This window comes from Kineococcus anabasis (assembly GCF_054590795.1).
The window spans coordinates 766,366-786,790 of record NZ_BAAIHU010000002.1 but is presented as its reverse complement, the minus strand read 5'-3'; the positions used below and the strand labels follow the sequence as shown (position 1 = coordinate 786,790).

The following is a 20,425-nucleotide window of genomic DNA, read 5'->3' as shown; positions in this document are numbered from 1 at the left end:
CGCCGCCCCGGCCGCGCAGCGCCCCGCCGCCCCGGCCGCGCAGCGCCCCGCCGCCCCGGTCGCGCAGGGCCCCGCCGCGCAGGGCGACCCCGCGGTTCCCGCCCCCGCGCCCCCGCCGGTGACCGCGCCCCCGCGAGCCCCCGCGCTCCCGCCGCTCCCGGCTCCCCCACCGGTCCTGGCTCCCCCACCGGTCCCGGCGCCTCCGGCTGGCGCACCCGCCGCCGCGGGTGGCGTGGAACCCGTCTCGCTGAGCATCCCGGCGATCGGGGTGGAGACGGACCTGCTGCACCTGGGCATCGCGGCCGACGGCACGCTGGAGGTGCCGGCGCTGGAGCAGGACGACACCGCGGGCTGGCTGGCCTCCGGGCCGGTGCCGGGCGAGCCCGGCCCGGCGGTGCTGGCCGGTCACGTCGACTCCCGCCGGGGGCCGGCGGTGTTCTTCCGCCTGCGCGAGCTGCGGCCCGGGGACGGTGTGCACGTGCGCCGCAGCGACGGCACGGTCGTGGACTTCGTCGTCGACGCCGTGCGCCGGGTGCCGAAGGACGCCTTCCCCACGGCGGAGGTGTACGGGCCGGTGCCGGGGCCCGCGCTGCGGCTGCTGACGTGCGGAGGTCGCTTCGACGCCCGCAGCGGTCACTACACCGACAACGTCGTGGTCTTCGCCAGCGCCGGGGCCTGAACCCGGCGCTGGCCCGGTCCCGGGCGCGGGCCCCGACCCCGGGCGCTGACCCGGCACCGCCGCGCTCTCAGCGGCCCCGCGCCGTCGCGGCGCGCAGGCCGAGGGCGGCGGCGAGCACCCCGGAGGCGAGCGCGGCCGCGACCGCCGCGACCCGGGCGGCCGTCGTGCCGGAGGAGGTGGCGAAGGCCACCAGCAGCGGCCCGGCCGGCGGCAGGAACGGCACCGCGAGGGAGGCGGCCGACCAGCCGCTGACCACGAGCGCGGCGGTGCCGACCCGCACCCGCAGCGGCCGGGACACCAGCGAGCCCAGCCCGGCGCCGGCGACCGCCTCGGCGAGGTGCACCGCGGTGAGCACGGCGATCGTGCCCGGCGGGTAGGGGTGCGGGTTGGCGATCGCCGCCCAGGCGACCGCCACGACGGAGAGGGCGGCGCCGACGAGCAGGCCGGTGGCCAGGCGCACGAGCAGCAGCCGCAGCCGGCCGCCGCAGCGCACGAGGGTGATCTCGGCGAAGGGCTCGCTCTCGGCGGTGCTGACGAGCCGCTGCACCCACGCGGCGACGGGCACGAGCAGGGCGGCGGTCAGGGCGCCGGCCGCCAGCGGTGGCCCGGCGTCGGAGGCGTAGAACACGGCGAGCAGCACCAGGTACGCCAGCACGGGCGGCAGGAACGACTGCCGCAGGCCGAGCAGGCGCAGGTGGTGGACGACGCCGGCGCCGCTCACGGTTCCTCCGCCACGCCGAGGACGGAGCCGCCGGCGGCGAGCACGTCCCGCAGCACCCGGTCGCGCTCGGCGGTGGGGACGACGAGCCGGCGGGGCGCCGCACCGGCCGGCTGCACGGTGAGGTGCCACCGGCCGCCCTGCCCGGGCCCGGGGGGTGCGGACGCGGGGGCGCCGGGGGGTGCGGGGGTGAGGGCACCGCCGGCGAGGTCGAGGACGCGGCCGGCCGTCGCGGCGGCCGCTGCGGTGTGGTCGGCGAGCAGGACGGTGCCGCCGCGGGCTGCGGCCCGGGTGATGAGGTCGCAGGCGGTGGGCACCGAGGCGGCGTCCAGCGCCGCGAACGGCTCGTCGAGGACGGTCAGCTCGCGGCCGCGGGCGAGGGCGGCGGCGAGCAGCACCTTGGCGAGGGAGCCGCCGCTGAGCTCGGCCAGGGGCGCGGTGGGGGGTGGGCCGCCGAGCCGGGCGAGCAGGTCGAGGGCCTCCTCCGCGGCGGGGGCGGCGGCGAAGCGCAGCCAGGGCCCGGCGGCGAGGCGGGGCGGGGCCTCACCGCCGGTCTGCGGCTGGTAGCCGACGTCGCCGGCGCGCGCGAGGGTGCCGCCGGTGGGGCGCAGGAGCCCGGCGGCCAGGCGCAGCAGGGTCGTCTTGCCGCTGCCGTTGCCGCCGCGCACGAGGGTGACGGTGCCGGGCTCGGGCGCGAGGTCTACGTCGCGCAGGACGAGCGGGCCCCGCCGGTAGCGGAACCGCACGCCGCGCATCCGGAGGGGACGGGCCTGCACGGCGCCAGCGTAGGCGGGGTGCGGAACAGGATCGACTAACCGGTTGTTACAGTTTTAAAGGTTAGATCGACGACGGGAGCCCTCCATGACGTCCACCACCGCGCCCACCTCCACCACCGGCCCGCTGACCGGCCTCGGCACCGGCCACGTCGGGCTCAACGTGAGCGAGCTGCGGCGCTCGACGGAGTTCTACGCCGGGGTTCTCGGCCTCGACGTGCTCGGCACCTCCGCCGAGCCCGGCCGCGCGTACGCCTTCCTCGGCACCGGCGGCACCCTCGTGCTGACGCTGTGGCAGCAGAGCGAGGGCCGGTTCGACCCGGGCCGCCCCGGCCTGCACCACCTGTCCTTCCAGGTGGAGGACCTCGCCGCGGTCCGCGAGGCGGAGGCGAGGCTGCGCGCCCGCGGCGTCGAGCCGCTGCACGAGGGCGTCGTCGCCCACGGCGAGGGCGCCGCCAGCGGTGGGCTGTTCTTCCTCGACCCCGACGGCACGCGGCTGGAGGTCTTCGCCCCGGCCGGGCTGGACGAGGTGCCTGCCCCCGTCGCCGACGCCCCGACGTGCGGGTTCTTCTGACGGATCCCGGCCGCGCGCGTGCCGGCCCACGCCGGGGCGGCACGCGCGCGGCGCCACCCGGCCCCGCGGGGCACCCGCCGCGCACCACCCGAGGAGCTCCTGTGCCCGACTCGCCGTACTCCCCCGAGGAACTCACCGCCCAGCGCCTGGCGGGCGAGTCGGAGATCGCCGCCCGCAGCGGTCGGGCCATCCGCTCCGCCCTGCCGCCCGTCGCGCAGGAGTTCCTCGCCACCCAGCCGCTGCTCGTCGCCGGCGCCGCCGACCGGGCGGGGGACGTCTGGGCGACGATGCTCACCGGTCTCCCGGGTTTCCTGCGTCCCGCCGGCCCGGCAGCGGTGGACGTGCTGTCCGCACCCGTACCGGGCGACGCCCTCGACGGCCTGGCCACCCGCCGCGGACCCCTCGGCGCCCTGGCGATCGAACCGGCCACCCGGCGGCGGGTCCGCCTCAACGGCACCACCGAACCCCTGCCCGGCAGCGGGTTCCGCCTGCACCTGGACCAGGTCGTCGCGAACTGCCCCAAGTACCTGCAGGCCCGCACCCCCCGCACCGTCACCGGGACCACCCCCGGCCCCGTCCGGCGCGACACGGCCCTGGACGCGGAGCAGGCCGCCGCCGTGGCGCGGGCCGACACCTTCTTCGTCGCCACCTCCCACCCCGACGGCAGCGCCGACGCCAGCCACCGCGGCGGCTCCCCCGGGTTCGTGGAGGTCACCGGGCCCACGACGCTGCGCTGGCCCGAGTACGCGGGCAACAGCATGTACCTCACCCTCGGCAACCTCCTCGCGCGGCCGCGCGCGGGACTGCTGTTCCCCGACTTCGGCACCGGCGGCCTGCTGCAGGTGACGGGCACCGCCCGGGTCGACTTCGCCGCCGCCGCCCCGCCGGGTGCGCGCAGCCTCGTGGAGTTCACGGTGACCGGGGTGGTGGACCTGCCGTCGGCGACACCGCTGCGCTGGAGCGCACCGGAACCCAGCCGGTTCAACCCGCCGGCGCGTGCGGGGGTGTCCGCCTGAGCGCCTCCCCCGGTATCCCGTCCCCGGCTCCGGCTCCGGCTCCGGCTCCGGCTCCGGGGGACACTGGGCGTGTGCTCCAGCGCCCCCTGACCGGCGAGCCCCTGCCGGTGGACCTGCTCAACACGCGGTGGTTCTCCGGCGGCCGGCTCCTCGACCTGCTCGACGACCCGTCCGCGACGGCGGAGTGGCTCACCTCGTGGGAGCTGGCCGTACCGGAGGCCGACCTGGCCGAGGCCGTGGAAACCCTGCGCCGCACCCGCGCAGCGCTCGGCGCGCACGTCGCCGCCCCGGAGGACCCGGCCGCCGCGGCGGCGGTCTCCGCGGTGCTGGGGACCGGGCGGCTGCGCCTGCGGCTGGGCACCGGCGGTCCGCTGCGGCAGGCGGAGGCGCCGCCGGCGGCGCTGCCCGCGTGGGAGGCCGCGCGCCGGTACCTGGACCTGCTGCAGGAGCGTCCGGGCCGGATCCGCCGGTGCGCCAACGACGAGTGCGTCCTGCACTTCGTGGACACCAGCCCCCGGGGCGCCCGCCGCTGGTGCTCGATGGCGGGCTGCGGCAACCGCCTCAAGGCGCGGCGCCACCACGCCCGCACCACCGGCACCGGCACCGGCACCGGCACCGGGTGAGCGGGCGGGCGCTCAGAACCAGGCCAGCAGGTCCCCCGCGTACACCAGCCACAGCGCCGCCGCCGTCGCGGCCGTGACGGCGCACGCCGCTGCCACGGGGGCCGGTGCGCGAAGCCTGCGGACGGACACGACGGTCAGCAGCGCCGCGGCGAGACCGAGCTGCACCAGCCAGTACCCGGCGGGGGTGGTGCCGGCGACGAGCGTGAGGCCGGACGCGGACTCCCCCGCCAGGATGCCGGCGAGCACACCCGCGGCGAGGGCCGACGCGAGCGGGCGGCCCCGGCGCAGACACCAGGTGCAGAACCCGACGACCGGCCCGGCGGTGACGGCGGAGGCGCTCCAGAACAGGAACGTGCGCGTCGAATAGGTGTACCCGCGCAGCTCGTGACCCAGGCCGAACCCGGCGTTCAGGGCGAGGAGCGCCACGGCTCCGCAGAGGGCGGCGAGGACGGGGCGCCGCGCCCGCAGCGAGACCAGCGCCGCGAGCAGGCACCAGGAGCCCGCGGAGTTCGCCAGGGGCGCCAGGGCGTCGCCGAGCAGGCCCTGCGCGTACGAGGTGAGGACCCCGCCGGCCAGACCCGCGGCGAGCGCGGTGGCCACCGCCGCCGCACCGGCGCCCCGTGCGCGCCCCGCGCGCGCCTGCCGCGTCCGCGGCGTGGTCGCGGCGGTGTCCACGGAGCCTCCTCGGGGGGGGGGGTGCGACCGGGACCTCCGGCCGCACCCGGAACGCTAGGCGGGGCCGGTGCCGCCGTCGTCATCCCGCGGTCGGGCCGCGCCGTCGTCCCCCGGGTGGAGGCGGCCTCGGGTAGGAGGCGCGCGGGGTTCCCCCGAGGCGTGCGGCCCGGCGGCTCAGGTGCGCCGCAGCCGCAGGACCCGGGCGCTCGGCGCGGTGGGCAGCGTCACCGCGAGGGTGCCGGTGGCCGCCTCCCACGCCGTGGTGGGCGCCGGGGTGGCCGCGGAGTCCGCCGGGTACAGCAGTTCCACGTCCACGTGCGCGCCGGCCAGCGCGGGCACCGCCAGCCGGGCGGAGTCCTGCCCGCCGCGGCGCCACACCGTCAGCAGGACCTCTCCGCCGTCGAGCAGGCCGGTGGCGAGCCACTCGTCGTACCAGCCGGGCAGGCCCAGCGGCCAGAACGGCAGCGAGCGGGGGATCGCCGCGCGCAGGTCCTTGTAGACGTCGACGGCCGCGCGGACCGCCGCGAGGTCCCCCTGCTCCATCCGGTTCAGCAGCCCGGACAGGTGCACGCGGGAGAGCATCGCGTTGGCCATCGTGAACGCCAGCAGCTCCGGGTCCATCCCGGCCTGCGGGTACGCCCACACCGCGGCCTGCTCGGGCGTCAGCACCGAGGGGGCCGCCGCCGCGATCGGCGCGTACAGCAGCAGGTCGTCCTGGTCGGAGGTGGACTGGATGCTCAGCCGCGAGAGCTGGGCGTGGTCCACGCGCAGGCCGCCGGAGGAGCAGTTCTCCACGACCAGGTGCGGGTGGCGGGCGAACAGCCCGTCCAGCCACGCCGACACGGCGCGGTTGTGGGCGAGCATCCCCTCCCCCGGGGAGTCCGCGTCCACGTCGGTGCCGGGCGCGGCGTTGATGTTGTGGTCGAACTTGAAGTAGCCGATGCCGTACCGCTCCACGAGGCGGTCGACGGTGGCGTCGAGGTGGGCGAGCACGGCCGGGTGGCGCAGGTCCAGCTGGTAGCGCTCGTTCTCGAACACCCGGTGCCCGTCGCGGGTGAAGAACGCCTCGTCGGGCAGTTCCCGCGCGCGGGTGCTGCGGACACCGGCGACCTCGGGTTCCAGCCACAGGCCGGGGACCATCCCGCGGGCGCGGATGCGGTCGAACACCTCCGCCATGCCGCCGGGGAAGCGCCGGGCGGACTCCACCCAGTCGCCGGGCAGGTCCCACCAGTTCTCCTCATCGGTGTACCAGCCGCAGTCGACGACGAAGTACTCCGCGCCGGCCTCGGCGGCGGCGTCCACGAGCGGGAGGAGCCTCTCCGTGGTGGGGTTCCCCCACAGGGCGTTCATGTAGTCGTTGAAGACGACGGGCAGGTCCTCGTCGTCGGCGTTGGGGCGGCGGATCGCGCGGCGGTACCGGGTGAGGACCCCGATCGCGTCCTCCAGGCCCGAGCCGGAGGCGACGGCCGCGACGGGCACGCTGGTGAACTCCTCCCCCGGTTGCAGCAGGGTCGTCCAGGCGTGCTCCTGCTCGGTGGGCCCGGACAGCCGCACGCGCAGGTCGGGCTCGGCGTCGCACAGCTCCCAGTGCCAGGGGCCGTTGTGCTCCAGCTGCCACAGCCACGCGCGGCCGGTGTCGTCGGTGAGGGCGCCCACGGGCACGAAGTCCCCGCTGGACCACGCCCCGAGGGCGGTGACGGGGAAGCGCGAACGGGTGGACGGCGGGGCGGGGTGGTCGGCGTACCCGATGGCGACGATCCCGGCCTGCTCCAGGGTGGAGGACAGCCACCGGAACTCCGCGGCCCAGCCGTTGCGCACGACGTGCACGCGGGTGTTCCGCCAGCTCGCGGTGTCGGCGGTGAACCCGGCGAGGGTGAGGGAGGAGACGTAGCGCAGGCGCACGGGCCCGGGGCCCTCGTTGCGCACGCGGGTCCAGGCGCGCACCGCCCCCGCGCCGCCCTCGTCGCGCAGGACGGACACGACGCGCAGCCCGGTGTCGGGGTCGCCCTGGGTGACGTGCAGTTCGGGCCCGCGCGGGCCGTCGACCTCCTCGTGCCCGAGGTGGCGCAGGCGGTGGCTGGTGCGGTAGCTGAAGTGCTCGCTGTGGGAGTTCGTGGCCGCGTGCCCGTCGCCGTCGGCGGCGACCTCGACGAGGAAGGAACCGCGGCCCTCCGGGAGGGGCGCGCCGGGGGCGGTGAGGCCGAGGATGCGCACCGGTGCGTCGGTGGGGGCGCTCAGGTGGACGGTGCCACCGCTGAACGTCCAGGCGAGGTCACGGTGGGTGGTGGGAACAGGAGGCACCCGAGGAGTGTGAACGTACACACCCGCAGGGTCAAGGCTGCCTTCGTATGCTCCGGGCGTGCCCTACCAGCGCTCCCGGCCCCCCTCGATGACCGACGTCGCGAACCTGGCGGGAGTGTCGTACCAGACCGTCTCGCGCGTGGTGAACTCCCAGGGACCGGTCGCCGAGTCCACCCGTGCGCGCGTCCTCGCCGCGATCGCCGAACTGGGGTACCACCCCAACTCCGCGGCCCGGGCGCTGGTCACCGGGCGCGGGCGCACCGTCGCGGTGCTGGCGAGCAACACGGCCCTGTACGGCTACGCCTACGCGCTGCAGGGGATCGAGGAGGCCGCCCGCGACGCCGACCTCGACGTGGTCATCACCGTCCTGGGCTCCACCTCGGAGGCGGAGGTGCGCGCCACGACGGCACGGGTGCTGGCGCAGCCCCTCGCGGGGGTGATCTCCCTGACGCACGACGACGCCGGGACGCAGGCCCTGGACGCCGTGCCCGCCGGCGTCACGGCGATCGGGGTCGGCGGCACGGGCACCGGCCCGGGGCGGCGCCTCTACGCCCGCCTCGACGAGCACGGCGGCGCGGTGGCCGCCACCCGGTACCTGCTGGAGCTGGGCCACGCCACGGTGCACCACATCGCGCTGCCGAACTCGGAGGTCACCGACCGGGGCACCGGGTGGCTGCAGGTGCTGCGCGAGGAGGGCCGCGCCGTGCCCGAGCCGCTGCAGGGCACCTGGCACCCGGAGTCGGCGTACCGCCGCGGGGCGGAACTGGCGGCGCGCCCGGACGTCACCGCGGTGCTGTGCGGCAACGACCAGCTGTGCGTGGGCCTGCTGCGGGCGCTGACGGACGCCGGGCGCAGGGTTCCCGAGGACGTCAGCGTCATCGGTTTCGACGACGAGCCGTGGGCGGGTTTCCTGCGCCCCTCGCTGACGACGGTGCGCCAGGACTTCGCGGAGATCGGGCGCCGCTCGGTGGCGCTGCTGCTGGCGCAGCTGGCGGGCCGCGGCGACACCCGCTCGGAACTGGTGCCGACGACGCTCGTCGTGCGGGAGAGCACCGCACCGCCCCCGGCGCGCTGAGCGGGCCGGGGGCTCAGCCCGCGGGGGCGGGGCGCCGGCGGGCGCCCCGCCGCGCGGTGGGAACCGGGACCGCCCGGTCGAGGACGGCGCCCACCGCGGCGACCAGCCGCCGCCCGGGGTCGGGCACGCTGCCGTTCTGCGCGGCGACCTGCGCCCCCTCCAGCAGGAAGGTGATCTCCGCGGCCGCCGCCCCGGGGTCCGCGGCGCCCGCACCGGCGCACAGCGCGGTCAGGCGCTCCACCTGGCGGGCCTTGTGCTCCAGGACGACCCGGCGCGCCGGGTGGGCGGGGTCCGGCAGTTCCGCGAGGGAGTTCGCGAACGCGCAGCCGCGACCGGCGACGGGCCCGAGGCCGGCGGCGACCTCCTCCGCCAGGGCCAGCACCTGTGCCCGCGGATCGCCCGGGTGGCGGGCGGCGAGGTCGTCGAAGAGCTGCTGGTAGCCGTCGGCGAGCTCGCGCAGCCACGCCGCCACGAGCTCGTCCTTGGTCTCGAAGTGCCGGTAGATCGCCATCTTGGTGGTGCCGGCGGCATCGGCGACGGCCTGCACGCCGACGCCGCGGATGCCCTCCCGGGCGAACAGGTCGGCCGCGGCCGCCAGGAGGCGCTCCCGCGGGGCGGACGCCCTCACAACCGCTGCCCCCACCGCGGGCACCTCCGCTCACCGCTGCCGACCGGGACCCCACGATACCGACCGGCGACCCCCGGGTACCGCAGCGCAGCGGTGCCGCGGCCCGGGCCCGCGGGCGCCCGCGTCAGCGACCGGCCGCGACGGGGGGAACGCGGTCGGCCCAGGGTGCGGCCCGCTCCAGCTGGGCGGCCAGGGACAGCAGCACGTCCTCCCGCCCGAACGCGGCGGCGAGCTGGATCCCCACGGGCGTCCCCGGTGCCTGGGGGCCGCCCACCGGGAGGCTGACGGCGGGCAGCCCGGTGACGTTGAAGACGGGCGTGAACGGTGCCCCGTCGAGCATCCGGTCCACCCACCCCACGGCGCCGAGGTCGCCGGCGTCCTCGTGCAGCACCCCCAGCGGTGCCGGGCCGTCGGGCACGGTGGGCGTCAGCAGGACGTCGTGGCGCCCGAAGAAGGCTCCGACGGATCGCGTGACGCGGTTGCGCACGTCGAGGGCGAGGAGGAGCTGTGCGGCGCTGAGGCGGCGGCCGTCGCGGTAGGCGGCGAGCGCGTGGGGTTCCAGGGTCGCCGGCCCCGGCACGCGCCCCGTGGCCGCGGCGAGGGTGTCGACGAGCGGGACGAGGTTGGCGGCCCAGATGGTCGCGTTGGCGGCGACGAACTCCTCCCACCCCACGCCCAGCGGCACCGCCGCCGCCTCGACGTCGTGGCCCAGCGACTCCAGCAGCCGCGCGGTGCCGGTCACGGCGGCGGCGACCCGGGAATCGGTGCGCCGCCGCCCCCAGCCCTCCACCACCAGGGCGATCCGCAGGCGCCCCGGGTCGCGGGTCACGACGTCGGCGTAGCGCTCCTGCGGCGCGGCGATGGTGTAGGGCTCACCGGCCTCGGGGCCGGCGGCGATGTCGAGCAGGGCGGCGGTGTCCCGGACGCTGCGCGTCAGGCCGAGCTGGACGCCGAGGCCGTTGAACACCTCGTCCACCGCCGGCCCGGAGGAGACCCTGCCGCGCGTGGGTTTGAGGCCGACCAGGCCGGTCAGCGCCGCGGGGATGCGGATGGACCCGGCGGCGTCGGTGGCGTGGGCGAGGGGCACCACCCGTGCCGACACCGCCGCGGCGGCACCACCGCTGGAACCACCGGCCGTGTGCGCCGGGGACCACGGGTTGCGCGTCGCGCCGTGCAGGACGGACTCCGTCGAGGTGCTCATGGCCAGCTCGGGCGTGGCCGTGCGGCCGATGGTCACCAGCCCGGCCCGGCGGAACCGGCGGGCCAGGAACGAGTCGCCGGGGGCGGTGAGGCCCTCGGCGAGGCGACTGCCCCACTCGCTGCGCCGGCCGGCCAGGGTCACACCGAGGTCCTTGACGAGGAACGGCACCCCGGCCAGCGGTGACCCGGGGGCGGAGCGCACCAGGTCCTCGGGATCGGGTTCCCACGTCTCCACGACGGCGTTCAGGTGCCGGTCCACCTCCTCGACGGCGCTCAGCGCCGCCTGCGCCAGTTCCGCCGGCGTCACCTGCCCCTCCGCCACCAGGCGCGCCAGGCCGGTGGCGTCGTGCTCCGCGTACTCGCGCACGTCCACGTCGAACTCCTCCCCACGAGCTGATACCGGTCGGTATCATGGTGAGACCGACCGGTATCGTCAAGGGGTCGTCCCACCCACCGCCGGCGCTCAGGGGGCCTCCGGTGCCTCCTCGGCGGTGCACACGCAGACGCGGTTGCCGTCCGGGTCGGCGAGCACCCACCACGAGGGGGCGAACCGGCTGTCGAGCAGCTCGCCACCCCGCCCGCGGGTCCGGTCCACCACCTCCCCGGCGGTCTCGTCGGCGACGTACACGTCGACGTGCAGCCGGGAGGGCGCCGGGGTCGCGGTGCGCTGGAACCACACCGCCGGCCCGCGCCGCCACGGGTCGACGAGGTCGCCGCCGCGCCCGGCGCGGTAGCCGAGGGCCGCCGCCCACACCGGTCCCAGGGCGGCGGGATCGGCGCAGTCCACGCCGATCGTGACCGTCCGCACGAGCGCCGGCTCCGGCGTCGCGCCCGCCGCGGCGGCCAGCTCCGACAGGCGCGCGGCCAGCGCCGTGTCCCGCGCCGTGACCTCGTTCCCCGCGCAGTGGGTGGTGGAGGTGAGGAACACGTGCCGGTAGCGCCAGTCCACGTCGGGGTGGTGGTCGGCGGCCTCCGCCTCGGCGCCGGCGCTCCCGACGAAGCCGATCGCGGCGGCGGCGGTGGGGAAGGCGTACACGGCGTGCAGCGCGCCACCGTGCACCCGCCAGTCCGGCAGTTCTCGCAGCGCGGCGTCGATCTCGGGACGGGACAACGGCTTCGGGCCCATGGGACCCGAGTGTGCCGCCGCCCCGGGCGTGCCGCGAGCGCCGCGCCGCGACGGGCGGGCCGGGGCCACGTGACCGGGGTGACGCGCCGGAACCGCCGGCCGGAACAGGGGGTCGCCCGCCGGGGTTGTTCCGCCCGTGAGCGCCGCCGCCCCGTCCGGGCCCCCGCCCGCCCTGTCCGTGCTCGACCTGTCCCCCGTGCCGTCGGGCTCGCTCCCCTCGCGCGCACTGCACGAGACGGTGGAGCTGGCGCGCACGGCCGAGCGGCTGGGGTACACCCGGTACTGGCTGGCGGAACACCACAACCTCCCCAGCCTCGCCAGCTCCAGCCCCGAGGTGATGGTCGCCGCGGTCGCGGCCGCCACCAGCACCCTGCGGGTCGGCACCGGCGGCGTCATGCTGCCGAACCACTCGCCGCTGAGGGTGGCCGAGACGTTCCGCGTGCTGCACGGCCTGCACCCGGGGCGCATCGACCTGGGCATCGGCCGCGCACCGGGCACGGACGGGCGCACCGCGATCGCGCTGCGCCGCTCGCGGGACCTGCTGGGAGCCGACGACTTCGAGGCGCAGTTCGAGGAGCTGCACGGGTACGCCGAGGGTTTTCCCGCCGGGCACCCCTTCGCGTCGATCACGGCCGTTCCGGGAGACGTGCCGCTGCCGCCGGTGTGGATCCTGGGCTCCTCCACGCACGGGGCGCAGGTCGCGGCGCGGCTCGGCACGGGCTACGCCTACGCCGGGCACTTCGGCAGCGCCGACGCCGCCTCCGTCGTGCGCTCCTACCGCGCCGCGTTCCGCCCCTCCCCGTCCTGGCCGGAGCCGCACGCCGTCCTGGCCCTGGCGGTCCTCTGCGCGCCGACCGAGGAGCGGGCGGAGGAACTGGCGCTGGCCTCGGACCTGGCGTTCCTGCGGCTGCGCTCGGGGCGGCCCGGGCCGCTGCCGAGCCCGGAGGAGGCCGCGGCGCACCCGTGGACGGAGCTGGACCGGGCGCTGGCCGCGGAGAACCGCTCGCGCCTGGTGAGCGGCACCCCGGAGCAGGTGGTGGCGCGGCTGCACGCCCTGGCCGCGGTCACGACGGCGGACGAGCTGATGGTGATGACGAACGTGCACGACCCGGCGGAACGGCGCCTCTCCTACGAGCTGCTCGCGCGGGCGGCGGGCCTGCCGGGGCGCTGACAGGACCGGCGCGCGGCGATCGTCCTCCGCCGGGAACGCTCAGTCCCGCATCCCCTCCGCCTCGACGGAGGAGAGCAGCAGGCGCAGCCCGTCGACCACGACGCGCCGCTGGTCCGCGTCGAGCCCGGCCAGCAGGCGCTGCTCGACGGCGAGGTGGGCGGGCAGGACGCGGTCCAGGACGGCGCGGCCGGTGTCGGTGAGCTCGACCTCCACCACGCGCCGGTCGGAGGCGCTGGGGCTGCGGCGCACCAGCCCCTCGGCCTCCAGGCGGTCCAGGCGCTGGGTGACGGCACCGGAGGTGACCATGGCGCTGCGCCCGAGCTGACCCGGGGTGAGGCGGTAGGGCGGCCCGCTGCGGCGCAGCGTCGCCAGGACGTCGAAGGACGCCTGGTCGAGGCCGTGCTCGGTGAAGTTGCGGCGCAGCGCCACCTCGACGGCGCGGGCGGCACGGCTGAGGCGGCCGACGACGGCCATCGGGGAGACGTCGAGGTCCGGCAGCTCGGCGGCCCACTGCGCGAGGACACCGTCGACGTGGTCCGGGTGGTCGGGGTGGTCCGGGTGGTCCGGGTGGTCGGGGTGGTCCGGGTGGTTCCGGCCGCCCGGCGCGCTCCGCCCGGCGGGGCGGTTCCCGGCGGGCCGGCGCTCCTCGGGCGTCGGCGGGGTTCTCGGCACCGCACCACCCTAGCGAGAAGCCTCAGCACTGAGATACTTTTGCTCAGTGCTAAGAATCTCGGTACTGAGAGGTCGCCCGGGCCTCGTCCTCGCCACCGCGCTCGCGCCCGCGGTCTGGGGCAGCACCTACCTCGTGACGACGGAACTGCTGCCGCAGGAGCGCCCCCTGCTGGCGGCCCTCCTGCGCGCGCTGCCCGCGGGGTTGCTGCTCGTCCTGATCTCCCGGCGCCTGCCCACCGGTTCGTGGTGGTGGCGCGCCGCCGTCCTCGGCGGCCTCAACATCGGGGTCTTCTTCGCCCTCCTCTTCGTCGCGGCGCACCGGCTGCCGGGCGGGGTCGCGGCGGTCCTCGGCGCCGTGCAGCCCCTGCTCGTCGCCGCACTGGCACCCCGCCTGCTCGGGGAGCCCGCCACGCGACGGGCGCTGGCCGCCGCAGGTGTGGGCGTGGCCGGGGTGGCGCTGCTCGTGCTGCGCGCCGACGCCCGCCTGGACGCCGTCGGGGCGCTGGCCGCGCTGGGCGGGGCGGTGGCGATGGCCGCCGGGACGCTCCTCACCCGGCGCTGGGGGCGGCCCGCTCCCCTGCTGGCCGTCACCGGCTGGCAGCTCGTCGCCGGAGGGCTGCTCCTGCTGCCGCTCGCCCTCCTCGTCGAGGGTGCGCCGCCCCCGCCCACCGCGGCCTCCACCGCGGGCTTCGCCTACCTCGGCCTGCTCGGGACGGCCGTGGCCTACGCGCTGTGGTTCCGGGGCCTCGGGGCGCTGCCCGCCTCCGCCACCGCCCCCCTCGGGCTGCTGAGCCCCGTGGTGGCCACCGCGCTGGGCTGGGCCGTGCTGGGGCAGGGCCTCGGGCCCACCCAGCTCCTCGGCGCCGCGCTCGTGCTCGGCGCGCTCACCGCCGCCCAGCTCCCGGCGCGCCGGGCGCCGCGGAACCCGGCACCGCCGGAGACGGCGCCGCACACCCCGGCACCGCACACCCCGGGGACGGCCCCCGCACGCGCGGCGGCTCACCCCCGCGGCGGCAGCCGGTGCAGCTCGACGTCCACCAGCCGCCCGGCCACCGCGCGAGCCGTGACGTAGGTGCAGTACGGCTGCCGGCGCCGGTCCGTCGGCGAGCCGGGGTTCAGCAGGCGCAGCCCGCCCGGGGTCGTGGAGTCCCACGGGATGTGGCTGTGCCCGAAGACGAGCACGTCCAGGCCCCGCCCGCCCGCCTCACCGGGGGCACCGAAACGCTCCTCGCAGCGCCGCTCCCGGCCGGCGGCCGCGCCCGTCTCGTGCACCACCGCCAGGCGCACCCCCGCCAGCTCCGCGCGCGCCACCTCCGGCAGGCGCGCGCGCAGCGCGGGCCCGTCGTTGTTGCCGTGCACGGCGACCAGCCGCCGGGCCCGGGCCGACAGCGCGTCCAGGCTCGCCCCGTCCACCCAGTCACCGGCGTGCACGACGACGTCGGCGGCCTCCACCGCCGACCACACCTGCGGCGGCAGGTCCCGCGCCCGCTTCGGCAGGTGGGTGTCGGCCAGCAGCAGCAGCCGCAGCCCACCCGCCGCGAGCCCTCCGGAGCCGGCGCTGCCCGCGGCCTCCTCAGCCACCGGCACGGCACGGCCTCCCGGGCGCCACGGCCGCCGGGCCCCTCAGGAGATCCGGCGCAGCCGGACCGTCTCGGGCAGCGCCCGCAGCCGCGCCATCAGCTCCGCGTCGCAGTGCCCGGCGATGTCCGTCACCACGTAGCCGAACTCCCCGCGGGTGGACAGCTGCTGGCCCTCGATGTTGACCTTCGCGTCCGCCAGCACCTGGTTGATGCCCGCCAGCACGCCCGGCACGTTGTGGTGCAGGTGGGCCAGGCGCACGGTGCCGTCCCGGTCCTCCGCCGCCAGCGCCGGCATGTTCACGCTCAGCGTCGTGGAGCCGTGCTCGGCGTAGTCCCGCAGCTTCGCCGCGACGAACCGGCCGATGTCCTGCTGCGCCTCCTCGGTGGAGCCGCCCACGTGCGGGGTGAGGATCACGTTGGGCAGGCCGCGCAGCTCCGACTCGAACACGTCGCCGCGGGTCTTGGGCTCCTTGGGGAACACGTCCACCGCCGCACCGGCGAGGTGGCCGGAGACGATGTGCGCGCGCAGCGCCTCGTGGTCCACGACGAACCCGCGCGAGAGGTTCAGGAAGATCGAGCCCGGCCGCATCCGGGCGAACTGCTGCTCGCCGAACAGCCCGGAGTTCCCCGGGCGCCCGTCCACGTGCAGGGTCACGACGTCGGCCTCGTCGAGGAGCTCGTTCAGGCTGCCGCAGCGGCGGGCGTTGCCCAGGGCCAGCTTGTCCGCCGTGTCGTAGAACAGCACCCGCAGGCCCAGGGCCTCGGCCACCACCGAGAGCTGCGAGCCGATGTTGCCGTAGCCCACGATGCCCAGGGTGCGGCCCCGCACCTCGTGCGCGCCGACGGCGGACTTGTCCCACACGCCCTCGTGCATGGAGCGGTCCTTGACGGTGAGCCGGCGGGTCAGCGCGATGATCTCCGCCAGCGCCAGCTCCACGACGCTGCGCGTGTTGGAGTAGGGGGCGTTGAACACCACGACGCCACGGGCGGCGGCGGCCCCGAGGTCGATCTGGTTGGTGCCGATGCAGAACGCCCCGACCGCCTCCAGGTCCGGCGCGGAGTCCAGGACCTTCTCGGTGAGGTAGGTCGTCGAGCGGATGCCCAGCAGGGACACCCCCGCCAGGCGGGTGCACAGCTCGGCCTCGTCCAGCGCGCCGGCGACGGTCTCGACCTCGAACCCGGCCTCGGACAGCAGCTCGTGGGCGTCGGCGTGGATGCTCTCCAGCAGCAGGGCGCGGCGGGGGGCGGGGGCACCGCCGGTGGCGGTCTTCTCGTCGGGGGCGTGCGCGGGCACGTGACCTCCTCCTCGGGCGGCTGGGGGACCATCCTCCCGCACCGGCGGCACCGCTCGGGACGCGCCGCCCACCGCGACCGGCCCCCGGACGCGCACCCGGCCCCGCGCGGGTGCACCGGCGGTGCAGCACACTGCCGCGCATGGTCCCGCCCCAGAGTCCCCGCACGACCTCCGTCACGGCGCGCCTGCGGCTGCGCGCCGGGGCGCCCGTCGAGTGCGCCCTGCAGGTGGCCGTCGCCCACCGCCCCGGCGTGGAGGTGCTGTCGGAGGAGCTGCGCCTCGTCCACGACGGCACCGACCTGCCCGTCACCGAGCACGAGGACGCCGGCGGCGGCCGGATGCACGCCTTCACCGCCGCGACCGGCGAGACGCTCGTGGACTACCGCGCCCGCGTGCGCACCGACCCCGCCGCGGTCGCGGGGTGCACCGTCGCCGAGCGCTGGGAGTTCACCCGGCCGAGCCGCTACTGCGAGGCGGACAAGCTCTCCGCGGTCGCCTCGGCGGCCTTCGCGGGCGTGGGGCCCGCCGACCTGCCCGGCGCCGTGAGCGCCTGGGTGCACGAGCGGCTGGACTACGTCGCCGGCTCCAGCGGCCCCACCGACGGCGCGGTGGACACCCTGCTCGCCGGCCGGGGCGTCTGCCGCGACCACGCCCACCTCGCCGTCGCCCTGCTGCGCGCCCTCGACGTGCCCGCGCGGGTCGTCGCCGTCTACGCCCCGGGGCTGGCCCCGATGGACTTCCACGCCGTCGTGGAGGCCGCCGTGGCGGGGCGCTGGCGGCTGCACGACCCCACCGGCCTGGCCCCGCGCGAGGCCCTGGTCCGCATCCGCTCCGGGCGTGACGCCGCCGACACCGCGTTCCTGACCAGCGCGGGGGCCACCTCCCTGGAGGAGATGGAGGTCACCGCGGTGCTGGAGGGCGACCTGCCCCGCGAGGACCCCTCCCGGGTGGTCGCGCTCCCCTGAGCCCCGCGGGCACCCCCCCGGCGGCGGGCCGCGGGGGTGCCGGGCGGCTCAGGCCCGCGAGCCCTGGGCGTCGCCGCCCACCCCGCTGCCGCCGACGTCGCCGGCCCCGAGGTGCGTGCCGGTGAGGTAGGCCTCCTCCTCGTCGGCCAGGTACAGCGCGTCGGGGCGCACCTCCAGGCGCTCCTCGGGGATGGGGCGGCCCGAGACGACCGACACCCCGTACGTGCCCTCCTCGACCCGGGCCAGGGCCGCGTCGACGTCCTCGAGGCGGCGGCGCGCCGCCGCCACCAGCGCGGCGGTCTCCTCCGCGATCTGCTCGTGCGAGGCGGCGTCCCCGCGGTCGCCGCCCCCCTCGGGGCCGTCGTCGGCGTTGACGCCCCCCTCGCGCCGGGACTCGATGCCCGCGATGTCGTCCTCCAGCTGGGCGCGCAGCTCCTGCAGCCGCCCGCGGGCCGTGTCGGCGTCCATGCGTCCTCCTCGGAAGTGGTTGCGATCCCCCCGTTCCTACCGCGCGGCCCCGGCGGGCGCGCGGGGAGCCCCGCGCCGGAGCTCGCCCGGTGCGCCGTGGGCGTGCGACCACGCCGGGCGCGGGTCATGCTGGGTCGATGATCTCCGTCGAGCTCGCGCTCGAGCTGCGCGAGGCGGGGCTGCGCTGGCGCCCCGCCGCGGGTGACCGCTTCGTCATCCCCGGCCGTGACATGGACGAGGACGTCTTCACGCTCTCCGAGATGACCGTGGAGGTGCAGGACCACCCCACCGGCAGGGTCATCGGCTTCAACGGCACCACCGAGTGGGCGCTGGACAGCGTCGACGAACCGGACGCCCTGTGGCTGCCCGCCGAGCACCAGCTCCGGGACCTGCTCGGCGAGCGCTTCTCCCGGCTGGAGCGCCGCGACGTCGGCGCGGGCGAGGAGGCCGGCGACGTCCACCGGGTCGTGGTGCTCGACGAGCACGGCGGGGAGGTCTTCGAGGACCCCGATGCCTCCTGCGCCTACGCCCGCGCGCTCCTGGACCGGCTGCGCCGCGCCGGCGCCGGGCGCGGGCCCGAGCGCACCCGGTCCGTCACCGGCGGCTGAGGAGCCGCCGCGCCGCCCGCTCCCCGGCCCGGCCCGGCCTCAGGCCGGCCCGCCCTCCTCGTCCGTGCCCGCCAGGAAGCGCTCGAACTCCGCGCCGAGCTCGTCGGCGGAGGGCAGCGGCCCCCCGCCGGAGACCAGCGGGGCGTCCAGGTCGGCCGCCTTGGCGTCGTAGTCCTCCTCCAGCGCGCGCACGACCGTGCCGGCCTCGGTGGAGTCGGCCACCTGTGCGTCGATCTCCACCCGGGTGGCCGCAGCGGCGCGCAGCAGGTCGTCGACGTCCAGGTCCAGCCCCGTGGTGGTGGCCACCGTGGACAGCAGCGCGGCCGCCGCGTCGGGGTACTCGCTGGCCGCCAGGTAGTGCGGGACGTGGGCCACGAGCGAGAGGACGTCCCGGCCGGCCTCGGCACCGCGCAGGTGCAGCAGGGCGGCGGCGTGGCCGGGGACCTGCGCGTCGACCGCCCAGGTGCGCAGGCCGGACAGCAGCTCCGGCCGGCTCGCGCTGGCCGTCACACCGGTGGGGCGGGTGTGCGGCACGGGCGTGGGCGCCGCCGTGAGGTTCAGCACGAGGGACGCGCCGACCTGGCCCGCCAGGCGCCAGAACGCCGCGGTGAACCTCTCCCACTGCACGTCCGGCTCCGGGCCGGTGAGCAGCAGGAACGAGCCGCCGTCGGCGTCGGTGAGGCGGTGCAGCACGAGCTCGGGCGCCTCGTAGCCCGCCCAGTGGTCGGTGGCGAAGTCCATCGCGGGGCGGCGGGCGCGGTAGTCGTGGAGCTGGTCGACGTCGAAGCGCGCGACCGGCTCGTGCTCCAGGGTTCCCAGGAGGTGCTCGACGGCGAGGCGCACGCCGTGGCCGGCGTCGACGAAACCGGACAGGGCGACCAGGAGCGGCGGGTCCACCATGCCCGCGGTGGAGGGCCCGGGCTCGCCGCCCCCCTCGCCGGAGGTGCGCGGGGTGTCCTGGCCCTCGAAGCGGTAGAGGTCTGCGGGGTCGAGCATGGGGTCATTGTCGCGCAGCGGCCGCACCGTCCGGCGCGGCCGGGGTCGGTGCGGCCGGGTTCAGCGGGCGGGGCCGACCTCCGCGGCCGCCCGGCCGGCGCGGAGCTGCTCGATGGCGGCCTCGAAGTCCGCCAGGGAGTCGAAGGCCTGGTACACGGAGGCGAAGCGCAGGTAGGCGACCTCGTCGAGCTCGCGCAGGAACGGCAGGATCGCCAGGCCCACCTGGTGCGCGTCCACCTCGGCGGCACCCTGGGCGCGGACGCACTCCTCCACCCGCTGGGCGAGCAGAGCCAGGTCGTCCTCGCTGACGGGCCGGCCCTGGCACGCCTTGCGGACGCCCGTGATGATCTTCTGGCGGCTGAAGGGCTCCGCCGCCCCGGAGCGCTTGACGACGGTGAGGCTCGCCGTCTCCGCGGTGCTGAACCGGCGGTTGCAGCTGGGGCACTGGCGCCGGCGCCGGATGGTGCTGCCGTCGTCCGTGGTGCGCGAGTCGACGACGCGCGAGTCGCGGTGGCGACAGAACGGACAGTGCATGCCGGGCCCTCCCGGGTCGCCGGCGGGCCGGGAGGGCCCGGCGCGCCGAGGGCCCCGTCGCGACGGTCGCACCCCGCGGCGGCCTGGTCCACGGGGTCACGGGGGCCGGGGGTCCGGCGTCCCGGACGTCCCACAACGGCGACCACTACATCTGGGGTACGACGCTAGGCGCAGGCCCCACGCCGGTGCAAGGCGCCCGGCGCGCTCACCACCCGAGCGGCAGCCGCAGCTGCTGGCCGGCCGCGAGGGCGGATGTGGACATCCCGTTGGCCCGGCGGATCTCGGCGGCCACGTCCCGCCAGTCCTCCCCCGGGCGCACCCGGGAGGCGATGCCCGAGAGCGTCTCCCCCGGCAGGACGGTCACCACCTCCGCCTGGCGGGTGCCCGCGGGCACCACCTCGGGGCTCGCCGCGGCCGGGGAGGTGGCCAGCACCACGAACGAGGCCGCCGCGGAGACCAGGAGCGAGGCGGCCGTGCAGGTCAGCGCGAGCCGGCCGCGGCGCGTCAGCCGCAGCGGTGCGGCGGAGCGGACCGCCACGGCGGTGCCGCGGGCGCACCCGGAAGCCCGCGCCGCGGGCACCTCGGGGCGGCGGCGGGCGGGCCGGGGCGAGGCGGCACGCGGTCGCGGCAGGCCCGCCGCGGCGGCCACCACCGAGCGCCGCACGCTCCGGGACAGGTCACCGGGACGGGGCAGCACGACGGCTGGCTGCGGGTGGGACAGTGCGACGGCGCTCACGGGCGGACCTCCC

At 77.6% G+C, this 20,425-nt stretch carries 23 protein-coding genes; 9 read left to right on the top strand and 14 right to left on the bottom strand.

Going from position 1 to position 20,425, the window contains the following annotated elements; translation table 11 throughout:
- Positions 1 to 232 precede the first annotated feature (232 nt).
- Positions 233 to 679: a class F sortase gene (locus ACYQBY_RS07040; RefSeq protein ID WP_459643101.1), complete on the top strand. Its 447-nt coding sequence runs from the start codon at positions 233 to 235 to the stop codon at positions 677 to 679.
- Positions 680 to 746: 67 nt separating this feature from the next.
- Here ACYQBY_RS07040 and ACYQBY_RS07035 read toward each other — a convergent pair whose 3' ends face one another.
- Both ACYQBY_RS07035 and ACYQBY_RS07030 read right to left on the bottom strand, forming a co-directional pair.
- The gene (locus tag ACYQBY_RS07035) at positions 747 to 1,400 is read right to left on the bottom strand and encodes a hypothetical protein (RefSeq protein ID WP_459643100.1); all 654 of its coding nucleotides are present in this window, start codon (positions 1,398 to 1,400) and stop codon (positions 747 to 749) included.
- Complete coding sequence (locus ACYQBY_RS07030; protein WP_459643099.1) at positions 1,397 to 2,173, bottom strand: ATP-binding cassette domain-containing protein; 777 nt, start codon at positions 2,171 to 2,173, stop codon at positions 1,397 to 1,399. The genes ACYQBY_RS07035 and ACYQBY_RS07030 overlap by 4 nt, the downstream gene beginning before the upstream one ends.
- Before the next feature lie 85 nt (positions 2,174 to 2,258).
- Here ACYQBY_RS07030 and ACYQBY_RS07025 point away from each other — a divergent pair, with 85 nt between their 5' ends.
- The 3 genes from ACYQBY_RS07025 to ACYQBY_RS07015 all read left to right on the top strand — a co-directional run bounded on the left by ACYQBY_RS07025 (position 2,259) and on the right by ACYQBY_RS07015 (position 4,383).
- Positions 2,259 to 2,744, top strand: a complete 486-nt coding sequence (locus tag ACYQBY_RS07025; protein WP_459643098.1) for a VOC family protein — start codon at positions 2,259 to 2,261, stop codon at positions 2,742 to 2,744.
- Between the two features lie 101 nt (positions 2,745 to 2,845).
- Positions 2,846 to 3,760, top strand: a complete 915-nt coding sequence (locus tag ACYQBY_RS07020) for a pyridoxamine 5'-phosphate oxidase family protein (RefSeq protein WP_459643097.1) — start codon at positions 2,846 to 2,848, stop codon at positions 3,758 to 3,760.
- Positions 3,761 to 3,831: 71 nt separating this feature from the next.
- A complete protein-coding gene (locus ACYQBY_RS07015) occupies positions 3,832 to 4,383 on the top strand; it encodes a CGNR zinc finger domain-containing protein (RefSeq protein ID WP_459643096.1) in 552 nt (183 codons plus the stop codon).
- Positions 4,384 to 4,395: 12 nt separating this feature from the next.
- Here ACYQBY_RS07015 and ACYQBY_RS07010 read toward each other — a convergent pair whose 3' ends face one another.
- Positions 4,396 to 5,058: a DUF6518 family protein gene (locus ACYQBY_RS07010; protein ID WP_459643095.1), complete on the bottom strand. Its 663-nt coding sequence runs from the start codon at positions 5,056 to 5,058 to the stop codon at positions 4,396 to 4,398.
- A gap of 174 nt (positions 5,059 to 5,232) precedes the next feature.
- Entirely contained in the window at positions 5,233 to 7,359 is a 2,127-nt protein-coding gene (locus ACYQBY_RS07005) for a glycoside hydrolase family 36 protein (protein WP_459643094.1), read from the bottom strand.
- A 58-nt stretch (positions 7,360 to 7,417) separates the two neighbouring features.
- Here ACYQBY_RS07005 and ACYQBY_RS07000 point away from each other — a divergent pair, with 58 nt between their 5' ends.
- The gene (locus tag ACYQBY_RS07000; protein WP_459643093.1) at positions 7,418 to 8,434 is read left to right on the top strand and encodes a LacI family DNA-binding transcriptional regulator; all 1,017 of its coding nucleotides are present in this window, start codon (positions 7,418 to 7,420) and stop codon (positions 8,432 to 8,434) included.
- A 13-nt stretch (positions 8,435 to 8,447) separates the two neighbouring features.
- On the opposite strand, the gene ACYQBY_RS06995 is transcribed toward ACYQBY_RS07000, so the two are convergent.
- From ACYQBY_RS06995 to ACYQBY_RS06985, 3 genes are all read right to left on the bottom strand, one after another.
- On the bottom strand, positions 8,448 to 9,077 hold the full coding sequence (locus ACYQBY_RS06995; RefSeq protein ID WP_459643092.1) for a TetR/AcrR family transcriptional regulator: 630 nt from the start codon (positions 9,075 to 9,077) through the stop codon (positions 8,448 to 8,450).
- Positions 9,078 to 9,186: 109 nt separating this feature from the next.
- The gene (locus tag ACYQBY_RS06990) at positions 9,187 to 10,635 is read right to left on the bottom strand and encodes an amidase (protein WP_459643091.1); all 1,449 of its coding nucleotides are present in this window, start codon (positions 10,633 to 10,635) and stop codon (positions 9,187 to 9,189) included.
- Positions 10,636 to 10,725: 90 nt separating this feature from the next.
- Positions 10,726 to 11,388, bottom strand: coding sequence for a 4a-hydroxytetrahydrobiopterin dehydratase (locus tag ACYQBY_RS06985; RefSeq protein WP_459643090.1), 663 nt, complete (start codon positions 11,386 to 11,388; stop codon positions 10,726 to 10,728).
- A 136-nt stretch (positions 11,389 to 11,524) separates the two neighbouring features.
- On the opposite strand from ACYQBY_RS06985, the gene ACYQBY_RS06980 reads away from it, so the two are divergent.
- Positions 11,525 to 12,559: an LLM class flavin-dependent oxidoreductase gene (locus tag ACYQBY_RS06980; protein WP_459643089.1), complete on the top strand. Its 1,035-nt coding sequence runs from the start codon at positions 11,525 to 11,527 to the stop codon at positions 12,557 to 12,559.
- Between the two features lie 39 nt (positions 12,560 to 12,598).
- On the opposite strand, the gene ACYQBY_RS06975 is transcribed toward ACYQBY_RS06980, so the two are convergent.
- Positions 12,599 to 13,057: a MarR family winged helix-turn-helix transcriptional regulator gene (locus ACYQBY_RS06975; protein WP_459643137.1), complete on the bottom strand. Its 459-nt coding sequence runs from the start codon at positions 13,055 to 13,057 to the stop codon at positions 12,599 to 12,601.
- Positions 13,058 to 13,277: 220 nt separating this feature from the next.
- Here ACYQBY_RS06975 and ACYQBY_RS06970 point away from each other — a divergent pair, with 220 nt between their 5' ends.
- Positions 13,278 to 14,303, top strand: a complete 1,026-nt coding sequence (locus ACYQBY_RS06970) for an EamA family transporter (protein WP_459643088.1) — start codon at positions 13,278 to 13,280, stop codon at positions 14,301 to 14,303.
- Here the strand turns inward: ACYQBY_RS06970 and ACYQBY_RS06965 are convergent.
- Positions 14,231 to 14,758 carry a metallophosphoesterase family protein gene (locus ACYQBY_RS06965; protein ID WP_459643136.1) on the bottom strand — a complete coding sequence of 176 codons (528 nt, stop codon included), beginning with the start codon at positions 14,756 to 14,758 and terminating at the stop codon, positions 14,231 to 14,233. The two genes, ACYQBY_RS06970 and ACYQBY_RS06965, sit on opposite strands and share 73 nt — an antisense overlap.
- 96 nt (positions 14,759 to 14,854) lie before the next feature.
- Positions 14,855 to 16,105 carry a phosphoglycerate dehydrogenase gene (gene serA, locus ACYQBY_RS06960; RefSeq protein WP_459643087.1) on the bottom strand — a complete coding sequence of 417 codons (1,251 nt, stop codon included), beginning with the start codon at positions 16,103 to 16,105 and terminating at the stop codon, positions 14,855 to 14,857.
- 140 nt (positions 16,106 to 16,245) lie between these two features.
- Here serA and ACYQBY_RS06955 point away from each other — a divergent pair, with 140 nt between their 5' ends.
- Entirely contained in the window at positions 16,246 to 17,070 is an 825-nt protein-coding gene (locus ACYQBY_RS06955) for a transglutaminase-like domain-containing protein (protein ID WP_459643086.1), read from the top strand.
- 48 nt (positions 17,071 to 17,118) lie between these two features.
- Here ACYQBY_RS06955 and ACYQBY_RS06950 read toward each other — a convergent pair whose 3' ends face one another.
- The gene (locus ACYQBY_RS06950; RefSeq protein ID WP_459643085.1) at positions 17,119 to 17,538 is read right to left on the bottom strand and encodes a TraR/DksA family transcriptional regulator; all 420 of its coding nucleotides are present in this window, start codon (positions 17,536 to 17,538) and stop codon (positions 17,119 to 17,121) included.
- A 137-nt stretch (positions 17,539 to 17,675) separates the two neighbouring features.
- Here ACYQBY_RS06950 and ACYQBY_RS06945 point away from each other — a divergent pair, with 137 nt between their 5' ends.
- Positions 17,676 to 18,146 carry a pilus assembly protein CpaE gene (locus ACYQBY_RS06945; RefSeq protein ID WP_459643084.1) on the top strand — a complete coding sequence of 157 codons (471 nt, stop codon included), beginning with the start codon at positions 17,676 to 17,678 and terminating at the stop codon, positions 18,144 to 18,146.
- A 39-nt stretch (positions 18,147 to 18,185) separates the two neighbouring features.
- Here ACYQBY_RS06945 and ACYQBY_RS06940 read toward each other — a convergent pair whose 3' ends face one another.
- The 3 genes from ACYQBY_RS06940 to ACYQBY_RS06930 all read right to left on the bottom strand — a co-directional run bounded on the left by ACYQBY_RS06940 (position 18,186) and on the right by ACYQBY_RS06930 (position 20,412).
- Positions 18,186 to 19,142, bottom strand: a complete 957-nt coding sequence (locus ACYQBY_RS06940; protein WP_459643083.1) for a PAC2 family protein — start codon at positions 19,140 to 19,142, stop codon at positions 18,186 to 18,188.
- Between the two features lie 60 nt (positions 19,143 to 19,202).
- A complete protein-coding gene (nrdR, locus tag ACYQBY_RS06935) occupies positions 19,203 to 19,676 on the bottom strand; it encodes a transcriptional regulator NrdR (RefSeq protein ID WP_459643082.1) in 474 nt (157 codons plus the stop codon).
- A gap of 205 nt (positions 19,677 to 19,881) precedes the next feature.
- Positions 19,882 to 20,412, bottom strand: a complete 531-nt coding sequence (locus ACYQBY_RS06930) for a LysM peptidoglycan-binding domain-containing protein (protein ID WP_459643081.1) — start codon at positions 20,410 to 20,412, stop codon at positions 19,882 to 19,884.
- Between the last annotated feature and the right edge of the window lie 13 nt (positions 20,413 to 20,425).